This is a genomic window from Streptomyces sp. NPDC030991, assembly GCF_055571235.1.
The window spans coordinates 615,249-632,568 of sequence record NZ_JBVIFR010000001.1 but is presented as its reverse complement, the minus strand read 5'-3'; the positions used below and the strand labels follow the sequence as shown (position 1 = coordinate 632,568).

General features: G+C 71.5%; 13 protein-coding genes and 1 pseudogene. 10 read left to right on the top strand and 4 right to left on the bottom strand.

What is annotated here, in order from left to right:
- Positions 1-51 precede the first annotated feature (51 nt).
- Positions 52-270, top strand: a complete 219-nt coding sequence (locus tag ACZ45E_RS02980) for a DUF6059 family protein (RefSeq protein WP_468215671.1) — start codon at positions 52-54, stop codon at positions 268-270.
- On the opposite strand, the gene ACZ45E_RS02975 is transcribed toward ACZ45E_RS02980, so the two are convergent.
- Positions 219-707, bottom strand: coding sequence for an anthrone oxygenase family protein (locus ACZ45E_RS02975; RefSeq protein ID WP_468215669.1), 489 nt, complete (start codon positions 705-707; stop codon positions 219-221). The two genes, ACZ45E_RS02980 and ACZ45E_RS02975, sit on opposite strands and share 52 nt — an antisense overlap.
- A 97-nt stretch (positions 708-804) precedes the next feature.
- Here ACZ45E_RS02975 and ACZ45E_RS02970 point away from each other — a divergent pair, with 97 nt between their 5' ends.
- The gene (locus ACZ45E_RS02970; RefSeq protein WP_468215666.1) at positions 805-2,313 is read left to right on the top strand and encodes an MFS transporter; all 1,509 of its coding nucleotides are present in this window, start codon (positions 805-807) and stop codon (positions 2,311-2,313) included.
- A 261-nt stretch (positions 2,314-2,574) separates the two neighbouring features.
- Here ACZ45E_RS02970 and ACZ45E_RS02965 read toward each other — a convergent pair.
- Positions 2,575-2,652 (bottom strand): annotated as a pseudogene (locus ACZ45E_RS02965) (DUF4232 domain-containing protein); the annotation flags it as partial.
- Positions 2,653-2,855: 203 nt separating this feature from the next.
- Entirely contained in the window at positions 2,856-3,356 is a 501-nt protein-coding gene (locus tag ACZ45E_RS02960; RefSeq protein WP_468215665.1) for a 2'-5' RNA ligase family protein, read from the bottom strand.
- Between the two features lie 220 nt (positions 3,357-3,576).
- On the opposite strand from ACZ45E_RS02960, the gene ACZ45E_RS02955 reads away from it, so the two are divergent.
- The 8 genes from ACZ45E_RS02955 to ACZ45E_RS02920 all read left to right on the top strand — a co-directional run bounded on the left by ACZ45E_RS02955 (position 3,577) and on the right by ACZ45E_RS02920 (position 15,570).
- Positions 3,577-3,978, top strand: coding sequence for a hypothetical protein (locus tag ACZ45E_RS02955; protein ID WP_468216048.1), 402 nt, complete (start codon positions 3,577-3,579; stop codon positions 3,976-3,978).
- Positions 3,978-4,634 (top strand): hypothetical protein, encoded by a 657-nt coding sequence (locus ACZ45E_RS02950; protein ID WP_468215663.1) that lies wholly within the window; start codon positions 3,978-3,980, stop codon positions 4,632-4,634. Before ACZ45E_RS02955 ends, ACZ45E_RS02950 begins: the two co-directional genes overlap by 1 nt.
- 2 nt (positions 4,635-4,636) lie before the next feature.
- The gene (locus tag ACZ45E_RS02945; protein WP_468215661.1) at positions 4,637-9,358 is read left to right on the top strand and encodes a putative T7SS-secreted protein; all 4,722 of its coding nucleotides are present in this window, start codon (positions 4,637-4,639) and stop codon (positions 9,356-9,358) included.
- A gap of 27 nt (positions 9,359-9,385) precedes the next feature.
- Positions 9,386-9,781, top strand: coding sequence for an Imm7 family immunity protein (locus tag ACZ45E_RS02940; protein WP_468215659.1), 396 nt, complete (start codon positions 9,386-9,388; stop codon positions 9,779-9,781).
- A gap of 66 nt (positions 9,782-9,847) precedes the next feature.
- On the top strand, positions 9,848-10,972 hold the full coding sequence (locus ACZ45E_RS02935; protein ID WP_468215658.1) for an ADP-ribosylglycohydrolase family protein: 1,125 nt from the start codon (positions 9,848-9,850) through the stop codon (positions 10,970-10,972).
- Between the two features lie 154 nt (positions 10,973-11,126).
- Positions 11,127-12,833, top strand: a complete 1,707-nt coding sequence (locus ACZ45E_RS02930; protein ID WP_468215656.1) for an eCIS core domain-containing protein — start codon at positions 11,127-11,129, stop codon at positions 12,831-12,833.
- 104 nt (positions 12,834-12,937) lie between these two features.
- Complete coding sequence (locus ACZ45E_RS02925; protein WP_468215654.1) at positions 12,938-13,630, top strand: hypothetical protein; 693 nt, start codon at positions 12,938-12,940, stop codon at positions 13,628-13,630.
- A 170-nt stretch (positions 13,631-13,800) separates the two neighbouring features.
- Complete coding sequence (locus tag ACZ45E_RS02920) at positions 13,801-15,570, top strand: eCIS core domain-containing protein (protein ID WP_468215652.1); 1,770 nt, start codon at positions 13,801-13,803, stop codon at positions 15,568-15,570.
- A 202-nt stretch (positions 15,571-15,772) separates the two neighbouring features.
- On the opposite strand, the gene ACZ45E_RS02915 is transcribed toward ACZ45E_RS02920, so the two are convergent.
- Positions 15,773-17,134 (bottom strand): COG1470 family protein, encoded by a 1,362-nt coding sequence (locus ACZ45E_RS02915; RefSeq protein WP_468215649.1) that lies wholly within the window; start codon positions 17,132-17,134, stop codon positions 15,773-15,775.
- Positions 17,135-17,320: the final 186 nt, after the last annotated feature.

Here is a 17,320-nt window from a genome sequence, read left to right as displayed (position 1 = left end):
CCCGTACCCGGGCTTTATCCCTGCTTTTTCACGACCGGCCACGATGGTCCCATGCGTTCGTTCCTGAGGTCCCTGCTGCGCTTCGTCGCAGATTCGTTCATCGCGTACGGACGGAGTCAGTTCGTCGTTCCCGGCCCGGAGTTCGAGGAACCGGCACCGCGGCATCCCGAAAGGATTCCGCACGAGCCGCTGACGGCCGCCGAGGAGGCCCTCGACCGTCAGCTGGACGGCGTGGCGGACCGGGTCGACCGCCGGCTCGACCCGCTCTGAACGACGACGAGCAGGACGAAGGCGGCGGCCGCGGTGGACGTGCGGGTCCAGTTGAACTGGTCCCAGCGGTGCAGGATCTCGGCGTAGTCGGCCGGCGGCGAGGTCACCGCCCACTCCTTGATCCGCGCGTTGATCGGCACGTTCCCGAAGCGGGTCACCAGGAACGACGTCCCGATCAGCGCCGTCGATCCGGCCGCGAGCAGCCGCTCGCGGCCGCTGGTCTGCAGGGTCAGCGCCAGCGAACTCAGGGCGGCAACCCCCATCGCCGACAGCATCACGGGGGAGTTCATCTTCATCAGTTCGGCATGGAAGGCCAGCCGCATGTGCACCGGCACCTCCCAGAAGGTCGGTCCCAGATTGACCGCGCCGTATCCGAATGCGCCGGCGAGCAGTCCGGTGGCGGTGACTGCAATGCCCTTCAGTATGCGAACACGCATCAGTCTGTCCCTAGTTGAGTAATCCGGCTCTTGCTGACCAAGTCGCCCTGAGGACGAGGAAGTCCCACGGTAGCGGGGGCCACGACCTGGAGGTCCCATGTCATCCGCAGTAGAGACCGGTACGAGCCCGAAGACGGCGGCGTCGAGCGGGTTCAGCCGCCGTCCGGGTCTCGCGCTGCTCGTCATCGCCGCGGCGGAGCTGATGGTGGTGCTCGACGCCACCATCGTGAACATCGCCCTGCCGAGCATCCAGGACGCGCTGGACATCTCCGACAGCAACCTGGCCTGGGTGGTCAACGCGTACGCGGTCACCTTCGGCGGGCTCATGCTCCTCGGGGGCCGGGCCGGCGATCTCTTCGGCCGTCGCCGGGTGTTCCGGCTCGGTGTCGTGACCTTCGTGCTGGCCTCGGTGCTCGGCGGCCTCGCCCCCAACGAGGCGCTGCTCGTCTGCGCCCGGATACTCCAGGGCGTCGGCGCGGCGGTCGCGGCGCCCACCGCGCTCGCGCTGATCGCGACGAACTTCCCTGAGGGCAAGCAGCGCAACCGCGCCATGGGCACGTACGCCGCCATGGCCGGTGTCGGTTCCGTCCTCGGCCTGATCCTCGGCGGGCTCCTCACCGAATACCTCGACTGGCGCTGGGTGTTGCTGGTGAACATCCCCATCGGCATCGCGATCCTGGCCGGGACATCGGTCCTCCGGGAGGCCGACCGCGACCAGGGCAGGCTCGACCTGCTGGGCGCGGCGGCGGGCACCGCCAGTCTGCTGTGCCTGATCTACGGGGGCACCCGCGGCGGACTGACGCACTTCACCGACGGCCTCACGGCGACCTGCTTCGCGTTCGCCGCGGTGCTGCTCGTGCTGTTCATGGAGCGGCAGGCCCGCATCGAACACCCCATGCTGCCGCTGCACATCCTGAAGGACCGCAGCCGTGCCGGTACGTACACGGCGCTGTTCCTCACCGGCTTGGGCATGTTCTCGACCTTCTACTTCCTGACGCTCTACATGCAGAACGTGCTGGACTACGGGGCGGTCAGGACCGGTCTGGCCTATCTGCCGTTCAGTGTCGGCATCGGCGTGATGGCGCCCGTCGCCTCGAAGCTCGTGGCCAAGCTGCCGCCCAGGCTCGTCGCCGGGCCGGGCCTGCTCGTCGCCGCCGGCGGGCTGGTCTGGCTGAGCCGGCTGACCCCCCACTCCTCCTACACGGGCATCCTGATGCCGGCCATGTTCATCACCGCCGCCGGACTGGGCCTGGCCTTCGTCCCCCTGACGCTCGGTGCGGTGCGCGGGGTCGACGAGGCCGACTCGGGCAGCGCGTCGGCCCTGCTCAACACCGCGCAGCAGGTCGGCGGTGCCTTCGGTGTCGCCAGTCTCGCCATGCTGGCGCACACCTTTGCCGACACCCGCCTGCCGAAGGCCGGCACGGTGTACTCCGACGCGGTGGACCGGGGCGACGACGCTCTGGTCGTGAAGGCCCAGGCGGCCATGACCTACGGCTTCACCCACGCCCTGCTGGCCGGGGCCGTGGTGTTCGTGACGGGCGCGCTGATCATGTTCTTCGTCGTCACGGCCGGAAAGCAGGAGACGGTCCCGCGCGCCGGTGCCTGAACGGGCCCCGAGGGGGCGCCGTCAGGCTTGAGGCGGCAGCGGTGCGGGTGTCACTTGGTGGTGTGCGTGGGGTAGACCTGAACGTCGGTGTAGGCGCCCTTGATGTCGCCGGCGCCCGCGGGCCACGGCAGGGTGACGGTGTGGGTCTCGTTCGGGGGCGTCACCAGGATGTCGGTCGGGGACGCGCGGCTGGGCGGGGCCGCGCTCGATGGGGTTGGAGGTGTGGTCGGCGTCCTTGATGTCGACGCCCGCGAAACCCGTCGCCGAGCAGGTGTCCGCACCCCGGTTGAACATGGTGATGTTGATTCGGCCGGAGCTCGCGTCGGGCGCGGCGTCCACGGCGTCCACGGCCAGGTCCGCCGTCTTGCAGAACGTGACCTTGCCGCCGGTCTGCGTCGCGTTCTTCGAGGTCGTCCTCGTGTCCTTCCCGGAGCCCGACGTCAGAAGCAGCGCTGTGCGTGCGGTCTGAAATATTTGCATCTCGCACCGAGTCACAGGCTGTCCTCTGCCAGGTCTTCGTTCTGTCACAGGGAGTTCGTCCCTCACGGGCCGAGCGGCAGCTCCGCCGTTTCCCGCCGGCCGGCCGGCGTCAGGGCGACCACGTGCAGCGCCGCCAGCTCCGCGCTGATCGGCAGCAGGGCCGTGACGCGCTCGGCGACGGCCGCCGCGGTGGGCGCGTCGGCGTCCAGGGCCACCGTGAGATGCACCGGCGGGTTCGGGCCGAAGCGGCCGCCGTACGGCACGTGGGCGGGGTACGCGGCCCGCACCGCCGTGGCCGCGGCCCGCAGTTCGGGCACCGCGACCGCCACGAAACCGTCGTGCCGCTCCACCTCGGTCAGCCGGATCCGGATCCGGCCGGCCGACAGTGCGGCCCGCAACCGCTCCAGTGCGGAGCCGTCGACCTGATCGGCGGGCAGCCACAGGTAGAGCAGGGCGGCGTGCGCCGGCACGCCGGGCCGTACCACCCGTGGGTCCACCTCGGCGGCCGGCGTCAGCAGCGGTTGAGCCCGCGGCACCAGGGCCAGTACCGCGGTCGTTCCCAACGGGGGCAATCTCAGACAGAACGGCTCCCGGATGCACGCCCGGGGTGCGTGGCGTGGACCTCGTACTCGCTCAAGCGCTGGGCCGGCCCGGCCCCCTCCCATGCCGCGGTGCGGCGATAGTGCAACCAACTGCGTGGTCGTGGCGTGTTGCCCTACGGTGCTGGATGGTGGCCCGCTGACGAACGTGCATACGGAGGTCGTGGTGAGCAACAGTGCAGGGATGGCACTCGCCGAGCGCATCGCCGAGTGCCGGGGCGGGGTGGGCGATCCTCGGAAAATGGTCGGGGAGTTGCGGCGTGCGGCGCTCCTGGTCCCGCTCGACGGCAAAGGGATGTGGACGGGGCACCTGGGCGGAGTCCGGTGGATCTACGCGTTCACCTGCGAGGAGGCGCTCGCCCGGTTCGCGCGTACGCGCGGAGGCGGTCAACGGACCTGGGAGTACGCGGAGTTGCTCGGAGCACGGCTGCTCGATGAGGTGGTGCCCGCCATGGCGGAGCCTGCCGGGATCGCTGTCGACGTGGCCGACGACGACGGCGCCATGCTCTTCCCGCCCGTTCTCGGGATCGTGCCGGAATCCGTCGCCGTGGACCGCGAGCCCGACACCGCGGCAGAGGCGAGCTGATGGGCGGCGACGCGGCGGACCTGCACGTCGATCCGGACAGCGTGCGGCGCATCACCATCGGGCTGAGTGAGGCCATCGGTGAGCTGGGCGAGGTGGGTGACGCCACCGGCTCCGTCATGGGCAAGGGGTTCTCGCAGCTGGCGATGACCGGGATGGAGGCCGGCCATCACGGTCTGTCCGTCGATTTCGAGGACTACTGCGAGCGCTGGGAGTGGGGCGTGCGCGCGTTGGTCCAGGACGCCAACACGATCGCGGCGAAGCTGGGTCTCGCCGCCGGACTGGTGTGGGAAGAGGACAGGTACGTCGAGACCACGTTCAAGTACGGCCTCAACGCGATCGCGGGCGGCAACCCGGACGCGACGGAGGAGGAGCTCGCCAAGCAGAGCTGGGGGGACGTGGCCACACCCGACTGGCTCGATCCCGACTACAGCGGCAGATCCTTCGAGAACGCGGGCGACGAGGCGGCGCAGACGTGGAAGGACACCGGCCGGTCGCTTGTGACCGAGGGCAACGGCGGCATGCAGTCCGACGTGCTCAACGACGTGTTCGGCGTCGACCAGCAGAAGTTCGACCAGGCCGTGGACGACACCTTCGGGCCCTCGCCCGAGGAGCGCGCACGGCAGGCGCAGCAGGGCGACGGTGACGGGGGGAACTAGTCGTGGGCATCGGCGACTTCATCAAGGACATCACGCCGGACTCGGTCGAGGACGCGGTCGAGGACGGCGTCGAGTGGGCCGGCGACCGCGTGGAGGACGCGGGTGACTGGACGGCCGACCGGCTCGACGACGTCGGCTGGGAATCGGGCGCCGACTGGGTCCGCGAGAAATCGCGTTCGGTGGCCAACCGCATGGGCGCGGAAGTCGACGAGATGGACCTCGGGCAGACCGAGGACAAGACCAAGCTCATCTATGGCAGCCCGGGCAAACTGCGGTCCACGGCAGGACATCTGAGCGACTTCCACAAGGCGTTCAACAACGTCGGTCTCGGCCTTGAAGGGCTCGACTCCGACAGTCTCAAAGGGCAGGCGGCGGACGCCTTCCGCAAGACCGTGAAGATCGAGCCACCCAAGTGGTACAAGGGCGCCGACGCCTTCGAGGACGCGGCGAAGGCCCTGGACGCGTTCGCCGACACGGTCGCCTGGGCGCAGAACCAGGCACAGACCGCGATCGACAAATGGAAAGCCGGGACCGAGGCGTCCGAGAAGGCCGCTGACGCGCACAAGAGCAAGGTCGACACCTACAACAAAGCCGTGGACCAGTACAACGCCAAGCCCGCGGATCAGCGAGACCCTTCCCAACTGCCGCCGAAGCCGGGCGAGTTCAAGGACCCCGGCAAACACCTGATGCAGGAGGCGCAGGAGACCCTCGCCGAGGCGCGCAGGCAGCGCAACGCGGCGGCCGAGACAGCGCGCAGCGCCGTGACCCGCGCCCGCGACGCCGCCCCGCCCAAGCCCTCCTACGCTCAGCAGGTCACGGACGGGCTCGATGAACTCGAGCTGATGAAGACCCACTTCGGCGCCGGCATCGTCAAGGGCACCGCGGGCATCGTCAACTTCGCGCGCGGGCTCAACCCGACCGACCCGTACAACATCACGCATCCTGCCGCATACCTGACCCGCCTCAACAGCACGGTAGCGGGACTCGTCACCGCCGCCAACGACCCCTGGGGCACGGGCAAGCAGATGCTGGACAACTTCATGAAGGACCCGGGCGAAGGTCTTGGCACCCTCGTTCCCGACATCGCGCTGACCATCGCCACCGGCGGCGCCGGCGCCGGCGTGAAGGGAGCCCGGCTCGCCGAGGAGGCGGCCGACGCCGCGAACGCGGCCCGGCGTGCCGAAGGACTGGCCGATGACGCGGGGACGCCGGGACGCCGCGCCGACGACGTACGGGACCCGGCTCGGCCACCGAACTGCAAGTGCTCCGGGCGTGAACCCGTCGACTTCGCCACCGGGCGGATGTTCCTGCCCCAGGTGGACGTGGACCTGCCCGGCTCTCTGCCGCTGAGCTTCCGGCGCGACTTCGAGTCCTCCTACCGGGCGGGCCGCTGGTTCGGGCCCACCTGGTCCTCGACGATCGACCAGCGTCTCGAGGTCGATGCGATCGGCGTCGTCTTCCACGGCGAGGACAACCTGCTGCTGACCTACCCGCACCCCGCGCCCGGCTCCCCGGTGCTGCCCGAGGCCGGTCCTGGCCGCCCCCTCGCACGCCACCCGGACGGCAGCTACACCCTCGACGACCCCGAGTCCGGTCTCACGTACACCTTCTCCGCTCCCGAGAGCGCCGAGCCCGGTGGTGACGGCACCGCCCTGCTCGCATCGGTCGGTGACAGCGCCGGGCGCACGCTCATCGCCGAGTACGACACCGACGGGGCGCCCGTCTCCCTGGTCCACCCCGGCGGCTACCGCCTGGACTTCACGGTCGACGACGGCCGGGTCACCGCGCTGGACCTGGCCGGTTCGGGTGCTGGGCCGCTGGTGCGGTACGGCTACACGGACGGCCACCTCACCTCCCTGACCGACTCGTCGGGCCGCACGACGCACTTCACGTACGACGACGACGGGCGTGTCACCTCGTGGACCGATACCAACGGCTCCCGCTTCACGTTCGGCTATGACGACAGGGACCGCTGTGTCACCCAGACCGGTGTCGAAGGCCATCTGCGCTCCGACTTCCACTACTCGGCCCCGGACTCCGGCACCGGTCTGACCACCACGACCGTCACCGACTCCCTGGGCCACACATGGCGCTACCGGGTCAACGAACGCCTGCAGGTCGTCGCCGAGACGGATCCGACGGGTGCGACCGTGCGCACCTCCCGCGACCGCCGGGGCCGGCTGCTCTCACGGACCGACGCGCTGGGCGGGCAGACGCTCTTCTCGTACGACACGGAGGGCCGGCTCGTCTCGGTCACCCGGCCGGACGGCAGCACGCGGTCCGCCGTCTACGGCCCACGAGGGCAGCTCGCCGAGTTGGTGCTGCCCGGCGGCGCGCGCTGGCAACAGGAGTTCGACGACCGCGGCCTGAGGTGCGGTGTCACGGACCCGGCGGGCCGCACCACCCGTTACACGCACGACGAGCGCGGTCATCTCACGTCGGTGACCGATCCGCTGGGCGCGGTGACCAGGCTGCGCCACGACGCGGCGGGACTGCTCGTCGAGCGCGTCGACCCGGCGGGCGGCGTCGGCCGCCGGCGCCGCGACGCCTTCGGCCGGATCGTCGAACTCACCGATCCGCGCGGGGGCACGACGGCCTTCGACTGGACGCCCGAGGGCCGCCTGGCGCGCCGCACCGGCCCGGACGGCGCCACCGAGTCATGGACGTACGACGGCGAGGGCAACTGCCTGACGCACACCGACCCGGCCGGCCGCACCACCCGCTTCGAGTACACCCACTTCGACCTGATCGCGGCCCGCACCGACCCGGACGGCTCGCGCCACACGTTCACGCACGACACCGAACTACGGCTCGTCGCCGTCACCGGCCCGCAGGGCCTGAAGTGGACCTACTCCTACGACGCGGCCGGGCGGCTCTCGAGCGAGACCGACTTCGACGGCCGCACCACCCGCTACGACAACGACCCGCTGGGCCACGTCGCCGCCCGGCACACCCCGCTCGGCACGACCGTCCGCTACACGCGCGACGCGATGGGCAAAGTGGTGCGCAAGGACCCGGGGGCCGGGAGGGACGCGGTCACCACGTACGAGTACGACCCGGCGGGACGCCTCGTGCACGCGGCCGGCCCCGGCGGGGAACTCACGTACCAGTACGACCGGTGCGGCCGGGTCAAGACGGAACTCCTCGACGGCCGCCCGCTCACCTTCGCCTACGACGCGGTGGGTCGCCGCACCCGCCGGGTGACACCGAGCGGGCAGGTCACGACCTACGCCTTCGACGAGGCCGGGCGCACCGAGCGGCTCGGCGTGGCGGGACGCGAGATCGCGTTCACCCACGACCCGGCCGGCGACGAGCTGACCCGGAGCTTCGGCGAGACCCTCACGCTGACGACCCAGCGGGATGCGGCGGGCCGGATCGTGGGCCGGGACCTCGCGCACGCGGGCCGTGCCGTGCACCGTCGCGGCTACACCTACACGCCCGACGGCCGGCCGACGGCCGAGCAGGACAGCCTGCGCGGCCCCCGCCGGTACACCCTCGACGCCGCGGGGCGGGTCACCGGCGTCACGGCAGCACGCTGGCAGGAGTCGTACGCGTATCAGGGCGCCGGCAGCGCACCGGCCGAGGCGGCCTGGCCGGAGCGGCACGCGGGAGCCGACGCCGTGGGGCCACGCGCGTACCAGGGCACCCGCGTCGTCACGGCCGGCGCCCACCGGTACGCGTACGACGGGGGTGGCCGGCTGGTCCGCCGCACCCGCAAGCGGCTGTCGCGCAGACCCGACACGTGGACGTACGCCTACGACGCCGAGGACCGCTTGGAGCGGGTGCGCACGCCCGACGGCACGGTGTGGCGCTACCGCTACGATCCGCTCGGCCGTCGTACTGCCAAGGAGCAACTCGGCGCCGACGGCAGCGTGCTGGACCGCACCGAGTTCGTGTGGGACGGCCCGGTGCTCGCCGAGCAGAGCACGGCGGCCAACCGCCGACTGCCCCATCGCACCACGCTCACCTGGGACTACGACGGTCTCACCCCGATCGCCCAGACGGAGCGGCTGACCGACGATGCCACCCAGGCGCAGATCGACGCCCGGTTCTTCGCCATCACCACCGATCTCATCGGCACGCCGACCGAACTCGTCGACGAGCAGGGCCGGACCGCCTGGCAGTCGCGTTCCACGCTGTGGGGCGTCACGACATGGAACACGGACGCCGCGGCGTACACCCCGCTGAGGTTCCCCGGCCAGTACTACGACCCGGAGAGCGGCCTCCACTACAACCACCACCGCTACTACGATCCCCTGACGGCCCGGTACACCACACCGGATCCGCTGGGACTCGCTCCGGCGCCCGACCCGGCCGGGTACGTGCACAACCCGTGCACGACCAGCGACCCCCTGGGCCTCGCCCCCTACGAGAACAACGGCGGTCTCGGCGAATTGCAGAAGGTCCCCAAACCGGACCCGGCCGCCGACAGGCTCGCCGAGAAGCTGGGCGGGGATTCCCGGATGAAGTTCGAGAACGACCCGTCGGGCCGCGAGTTCGACGCGATCAGCGACGACTACGTGGCCCAGACGAAGCCCGAGGGGATGCAGATGGGCAGCGCCTTCCGCAACCAGGCCAAAGCCACGTTCGAGCGGGCGATAGAGTCCGGTCGCACCCCGTATTTCCATTTCGAGGGCGCCCCGACCCCAGAGGTGCTCAACAAGATCAGGGACTACGGCAGACGCTATGGCATCGAACCCGTCATCGATGTCAGCCCTTTGTGACGCACCGGAACACATCGGAAGAGGACCATGTACGAGTTTCACGGCTGGTTCGGCATCGCGGAGTCGCCGGAGGAGGCCGACACCGGAACTCTGGACGAGGGCCTGGCCGCGTTGCGTGCGAGGGTCGAGGCGATCGACTGGTCCACGGGAGAGGCGGCTCTGCGTGCCCACAACGGGGAGTGGTTCGTGCGCGCGGACGGCCTGGTCAACCGCAGGCGCGACGAGGTCGAGGAGCTCGACGCCCTGGTCACCTTCATCGCGGAGCGCTTCCCCGGTGCGTGGGGCCTGCTGTACGAGCGCTCGGACGACCTTCCCACGCCGCCGGGGCCGGGCGCCTTCCGGGTGCGGGTGCTGGCGCGCGGCGAGCTGACGACGCGACTCGACCCGTTCCTCTCACCGGCCCGGCCGCTCATCGAGGACTGACCTGCAGGTATCTTGCGCCTCCTACGAGAGCCGGCCACGACCGGGCAGAGGGAAGGACCATGTCACTTGCCACATGAGAAAGACCATCAGAGGGAGCTTTTCGCCCGGCAGTCCCGCGTGCGGGGGATGATGCTCGGCCTGGCGCTCGGGGACACGGTGGGAGGGGCCCGCGGCGGGTTGCCGACCGAAGGTCCCCTGCGGGCCGGAGTCAGTACGCAACTGGCCTGCTTCACCGCCGAAGGCATCATCCGGGCCCAGGTGCGCCTGCACCACAGGGGGATCTGCCACGCGCCGAGCGTGACCCTGCACGCCTACTGCAGGTGGGCCCACTTGCAGGGCATCGAGCGGGAGAGGATGCAGCGCCGTTGGAACGAGTGCGGTACCTCGGTGTGGCCGGACGGCTGGCTCGTGGACGTGCCCGCGCTGGCCGAGCGGCGTGGCAGCGCACCGGCGACCGTGGCGGCCCTGTCCCGGATCGAGAAGGGCGCTGAGCGGATCGCCACGGCGAGCCGGGGCTGTCACGCGCTGACCCGGAGCCTTCCCGTCGCGGTGGCCGGAGCCGGAGGGGTCGATCAGGCCGGCGACGTGGCGGCCCTCACCCACGGCGACCGGGCCGCGCAGGCCGCCACCGTCCACGCGACCGTGCTGGCGCACCACTGTCTGACCCACCCTCTTCCGGCAGGCACCACCTCGTACAACCTGTCCGCTCGGTCCCGTGACTTCGTCCTGGAGGCGCTGCGGGCGGGCGTCACCGCACTGCCGTCCATGGGCCGGCCCCTCGGCGACGACGAATACAGCCGTCTGACGGCGGCGTTGCGGCATGCGGTCGAGGAGCCGGCGGACACGGGACGCCTGGCCCGGCTCGCACCGGACGCCACCGCGCCCTCGGCCTTGCTGGGCGGCCTCTACACGGCGGCCGCGTTCCCCGGCCGCGCCGACTTCCGGGCCGCGCTGGAGTTCGCGGCGAGCGCCCCCGACGGCGCGTCGGTCGGCTACGTCACCGGCGCGCTCCTCGGCGCGGTCCACGGCATCGAGGCCCTGCCGGTCGACCTGGTGGGGCGGCACGAACTGGCGTGGGTCCTGGACACCCTGGCCCGCGACCTGGTGTGGGAATTCGACGACTCGCCCAGTGGCAGCGACCACGTCCAGGGGTGGGACCCGCACTGGTCGGACCGCTATCCGGGCTGGTGACGCCCACGGACACAGCCACCCCGCCCGGCCGGCCCGTTCAGGGGGGTGGTCCGGTGCAGCGGCGCTGCCCCTCACTGTGCCCCTACGGTGCCTGAAACGCTCTGGACGTGGGCGCCGGGTCCGTTGATCGTGGAGGCACACGACGGAGGTGCGCATGCCGACACACGAACGCCGGGACCGGCACGACGTACGGGAGTCCGACCAGGGGCGCGGGCCCGCCGCGCGGGTGACGCCGGCGGAGGCGCCCGGTGTCGTGCGGGCCGCGCCCGGGCGGGCGCCGCGGCCGGGCGAGGTGGCGGCGCTCCAGCGTTCGGCGGGCAACGCGGCCGCGGCGGCGGCCGTGCAGCGGTCGTCGGTGCACGGCGTCCTGCGCGGTGCGGGCCGGCCGTTGCAGGAGTCGGTGCGCGGCGAGATGGAGTCCCGGTTCGGCACCGGCTTCGGGGACGTGCGGCTGCACACCGGCCCGGCCGCCGAACGGTCCGCGGCCGAGATCGGTGCCCGCGCCTACACGGCCGGCAGCCATGTCGTGATCGGGCGCGCGGGCCGCGACAAACACACGCTGGCCCACGAGTTGACGCACGTCGTGCAGCAGCGCAGCGGCCCGGTGTCCGGCACCGACTCCGGGCACGGCTTCGCACTGTCCGACCCCGGGGACCGTTTCGAGCGGGCGGCGGAGGCCAACGCGCACAAGGTCATGGCGGGCCGCGCGCCGGACGCGGGTGGCGGGGCCGGCGGCCAGGTGCAGCGGGCCCCGGACGCCGGGGACGTGGACGCGGTCCAACGCGCCATGGACCCACCCGAGTTGGAGACCGCGACCGTGTCGCACTTCGACCCGAAGAAGGAGGGCGCGGGGGTCGCCCAGGGTCTCAAGGTGCAGCGGCCGAAGAAGGTGACCGGTGACGTCCAGAAGACGGGCACCAAGGGCCGGGCCGCGGCCCCCAACCCCATCGCGGTGAAGACGCTCCAGCAGGCGTACAAGGCCCAGGCGTCGGTCAACAAGTGGAAGGTGCCGAGCGACGCGGACGTGTGGCGGGTCCTGTTCGGCGGCGCCGGTTACGACCGCGGGCACGTCATGGGTCTCGAGGTCGGCGGCGGTGACATCCCGAAGAACATCGTCCCGCAGTGGTCGCTGAACCAGGGCACCGGTATGTGGCGCAGCATCGAGGTCGCGCTGGCGAACCTCAACTCGGGCCGGGTGGAGTTCCACGTGCAGTACGCGACGGTCTCCGGCAACAGCCGTGCGGTGATGGTGCCGACGAGGATCGACATCTTCCACACCGGCACCCCGAGCGGCACGTACGCGGAGTGGGAGAACGAGCCCGACACGAACGACCTGATCCGGTCCGGCTTCGACCCGAGCGACCTGTTCGACTGGTACAGCGAGACGATGGGCGACCTGGGATACACGTCGGGCAAGAAGCTGACGGAGAGCGAGATGCACGATTTCGCGCTGAAGGCGCTGGCCAAGGACCGGGCCGACATGCTCTCCCAGATGGACTATCACGACAAGGTCACCCAGGGTGCCAAGCCCGGCGACAGCACCGCGGCCACGCACGCGGCGGGGATGACCCGCACCACGATCCCGGCGGACAAGCGCAAGAAGCTGATCGAGCGGTACGTCACCCTCAAACTGGTCACCCAGACCGGCACCGGCGACAAGGCCGTCTACGAGATGGGCGACGCTCCCCAGCCCTCCATGGACAGCGACTCCAGTTCCAGCAGCGGTTCCGACGCGGAGATGGGCGAGGCCTCGCAGGAGTCGCAGTCGCCGGGGCAGCCGTTCCTGAGCCTGACCTTCGACTCGCAGAGCAGCGGGGACGAGTTCCAGGATCAGGACGACCGCATGTCGACGTCGCCCTGATCCGTGCTGTCCGCCGGATACGGGCGGCGGCCCCGACGGGCTCCGGCCGGATGCCGTCGGGCCGCCGGCCGCCGGGCCCGCCCTGTGGCTACCGTGGCCCGGTCATGACTGCCGATGATCCGGATTACGAGGCGCTCGACGGCGCCGCCGCCCATCTGCTCGCCCTCTTCCACGGAGAGCCGCCGACCGCGCCGCCCGAGCGGCTCCGCCAGTGGCGTACCGCGGCGGCGTTCACCGAACTGGAGGTCACGCTCACCGAAGTCGGGCGGTCGCGCCGGCGCAGGATACAGGCCGAGATCAGCGCGTTCGGCGAGACCAAGAGCGCGGCCCGCTGGGCCGATGACCCCCGCTTCGAGGTCACCGCGCAGGCGCTGGTCCAGCGCATCGCCTCGGGCATGCGCGTCACCGATGCCCTCACGCAGCCGGCCACGCGGACCCGCAGACCCGAGGAGCGGGCCTCCCTCCAGGTGCAGTTCCTGGCGTTGCTGCGCACCGGCGACGTGGAGGTGCCCGAGGCCCGGGACCGGCTGGGCGTACCGGGCTCGACGATGACGTCCTGGATGCGGGGCAACCCCGCGTTCAAGGCTGCCGTCGCACGGGCCGTCGAGGAAGGGGCGGCCCGGGCGCAGCAGGCCGTCCTGGACCGGATCCGGATGGGGTCGACGCTGGCGGGGGCGGCGCAGCGCACCGGTATCCACCCGGGACGCATCAGTTCCTGGCGCCGTGCCGACCCCGCGTTCGCGCGGCGGCTGGAAGAGGCGCTCGCCGGTCGGTCCGGCAGACGCCGGACGGGCTGACCGCGCCCCGCGCACCGCCGGAGCCCCGCCACGCCCTTGGACCCGTCCCGCATTCGACCCGCGGCAGGCGTCCTTGCCCCCGGCTCTGCCCTCGCGGCCCTGCCCCGGGGCCCGGCGCGGGCGTATATCTGGCGGGGACGACCGGTGGACAGCGATCTGGAGGCCGCCGCATGCGCCTGAGGAAAGACGAGAACCAGCCCCGCAACGCTCCGGCCCGGGCACCGCAGGCCCGCGATGCCGACGAGGTGCGCGAGGGCGGGCGGCCGGCGCCGGGTGCGGGAACGGTGAGCGCGTTGCAGCGTTCGGCGGGGAACAGCGCGGTGGCCAGGATGCTGCGGCCGGGTCGGGAGCCGGTGCAGCGGTCGTCCGTGCCGGACGCGCTGCGGTCCGGCGGCCGGCCCCTGGCCGCGCCGGTGCGCTCCGACATGGAGGCCCGGCTCGGCGCGGACTTCTCCGACGTACGGCTGCACACCGGCACGGTCGCCCAGCGGTCCGCCGCGGAGCTGGGGGCGCGCGCGTACACCTCGGGCAGTGACATCGTCCTCGGCCGGGGCGGCGGCGACCGCCATGTCCTGGCGCACGAGTTGGCGCACGTGATCCAGCAGCGCAGGGGCCCGGTCGCCGGGACCGACAACGGGTCGGGGCTGAGCGTCAGCGACCCCTCCGACCGGTTCGAGCAGGCGGCGGAGCACACCGCACGGCGCGCGCTGCGGGGGCCGGCACCGCGGGCGTCCGCGGCCGGACCCGTGGCGGAAGGACCGGTGGCGGACGGTCACCGGGGGCACGCGGGCGACGCCGCCGCGACCCTCCAGCGGTACGCGGTGGTACAGCCGGGAAGCGCGCAGTACCCCGTGCTGGGAAGCGTCGACGAGCACGGCCGGCCGGGCGCGGCCGCGGAGGAGTTCTTCCCCGGCCAGGTCTCGCGCCCGAGGGACGTCACGGACTCCCACGGGCAGACCCAGCGGACGGACAGTTACGTGGACGCCGACGGCAATCTCAACGTCGAGTACCGGGGGCAGGCGCCCCTGCGCCTCGCGGGCAATCTGGACCTGGCCGTCGAGGACACGGACGGGGACCGTCAGGCCAAGACGTTCTTCGCCACGGAGAAACGCATCAAGCAGGCGAACGACCGGTTGCGGGGACGGGTGAGCCTGGCGCAGGGCGACAACTTCATGACGCTGACGAAGACCGCCAAGATCCTGAAGATCATCACCCATGAGAAGGAGCTGACGTTGTGGCAGGTGGTGCCGGTGCTGAACCGCCCGGCGACGACCCAGCGCCCCGCCACCCGCCAGAGCGGTCTTGACGTCCGGCTGCCGCAGCGCTGCAACGAGATCGCCACCGCGGTCAGCGGCAAACACAGCCCCGAGATCACGGGGGAGCAGCGCTACTTCAACGTGCTCGCCGAAGTGCTGGGGAGTCTGTCGGCCACGCGGACGACCGCCCGGTACAAGGCTGATCTGGAGGGCGCCTGGGACCGGGCGGCGACGGACACCTCGCCGGAGGCCCGTCAGTATCTGTCCGACACCCTGGCCGGTTTGATCCAGGAGGTCATGAGTTATCGCGACGATCCGGCGCTGGCTCCGCAACTCGCGGCGGCCTACGAACAGTTGCGGGTCAACCAGTTCACGCCGCCGGCCGGCATCGGCGACGTCTTCATGATCAAGGCGCTGCGGCCGGACGCCTCCTCGGGCGGGCTGGACTTCCACTTCGGCGGCGTGGTCGCCAAGAGCGGCGAGGACCACATCACCTTGGAGAACTACGCCCGGCACGAGGAGGACAAGACGCTGAGCAGCGGCGATCCGCAGTGGTACTTCCAGATGTACGGGCCCCAGCAGAACATGCAAAGTTTCCATGAACAGTGGGGCTGGGAGGGCCGGTTCACGCCGGGCAGTGAGTCCGGCAACCGGCTCGTCCTGACCATTCTGCTCCAGGGGTAACGCCCCGATCCAGCCAATCTTGACGAGCCGGTACATGGGCCGTCATCGCATCACACCCGGGTATGTGGACGACAACACTAGAACAAAGTACGAGAAAGGGGACAACGGGACCCGAGGGTCGGGGGTCTGTTTTCCGGACGCCCCGGGACCGCTTCCCTTTGCACAGCGCCCCCTCTCGTCGAACATTGAGGTGACGCCTGGTTCACCTGGTGCTGCCGAGCACGCCGCTCACGTTGAGTACCTCGTGGCAACCCTGCGCACGGCGGCCCGTCGCCGGCGTGCCCGGTTTCGCGCAGGCCACCTGGGCCGTCACCGTGTCGTTCTCGGTGATCCTGATGGGGGTGACCCAGTGGTAGTCCTGATTGCGGAAGGTCTCGAGCGCGATCGTCGTGATCTTCCGTTCGCCGAAGTTGATGGTCAACACCCCTTCGTCGCCCTGGAAGTTGGCCACGACGATGTCGGTGATGTCGAAGACCTTGCCCTTGGGTACGGTGTAGGTGCCGGTCTTGTCGGCCCCGCTGCCCGTCTGCAGGTCGATGGTGGCCGAGCTCTGGCCGCCCGCACCGCCCGTCCCGGTTCCGGTCCCCGTGCCCGTTCCGGTGCCGTTGCCCGTCCCGGTTCCGGCGCCAGGTCCGCTGCCGCCCGTGCCCGGCTGCGTGTCCGAGCCGCTGCCACCGGGCTGCTTGTCGGCGCCACCGGCGCCCTGGCCGTCGGCGCCGCCCGGCGTCGGCCGTGGCTGGACGACCTCGTTGGCGGCCTCCTTGGCCGTGCTGCGCACCGCGGGCCGCACCAGGGTGAACCAGGCGAGCAGCAGCGCGATCAGCGCGGCGAGCACCACGAGCAGCCACTTCGGGAAGACCGGGATCTGCACGAACTCCGCGTCCAGCGGCGCCCGGACCTCCGGTACCACCTCGGTCTCGCGCCGCGCGGCGGCGTCCCCGGTCTCCGCGACGGCGATCGTGAACGGCCAGACGACGGGAGCGCCGAACCACACGGGCTTCGCGATACGCACCCGGAGCCCGGCCTCCACGGACTCGCCCGGCTCCAGCTTCTGCACCGTCGGCCGGAACGCGAACCCCAGCTCCTCACCCGGCTGGGCGGGCGTGAAGCCCACCTGGACCGGGCAGTTGCCCTCGTTGCGCAGGGCGAGGCGGTAGCGGCCGCGCAGCCAGCCGCGGCGGCGGCGCGGCGCGATCTCGGTGCGCAGCTGCCGGAACTCCTCGACGCGCACCGTGGTCTCGGGGACCCGGACCGTCTCGGGGTGCTCCGTGGGCAGCACGCGCACCGCGAGCGGCTTCTCCCCGGCCCGTACCTCCGGGGAGCGCGGCGGCGCCAGACGGATCGTCACCGTCTCGGAGGTCCCCGGGTACAGGGAGACGCGCTCCGGTTCCACGGTCGCCCAGGCCGCGCACTCGCCGACGACTTCCAGGGTGTACGCCTCGACGATGTCACTGTCGTTGCGGACGGTCAGGCTGGTGGATGCGGTGTCGCCGGGCGTGACAGACACCTCGGGGATGTCGAGGCCGGGCGCACCGGAACTGGGGGAGGCTGCAGGAGACGTCACCCGGCGACCGTACGCCGCCACCACGGCCCCTTCGAGAGACCTGAGGGCAAGGCGCCGGGCAGCCGCGATGCCCTGCGCAGCGCCCGCCGACTCACCTTCCGATGACTTCTGCCGGCACCCGCCGACAGCGCCGGATCGCCGGGACCACCCGGGCGGTCCACCACACGACGCTCCCCGCACGGCGCG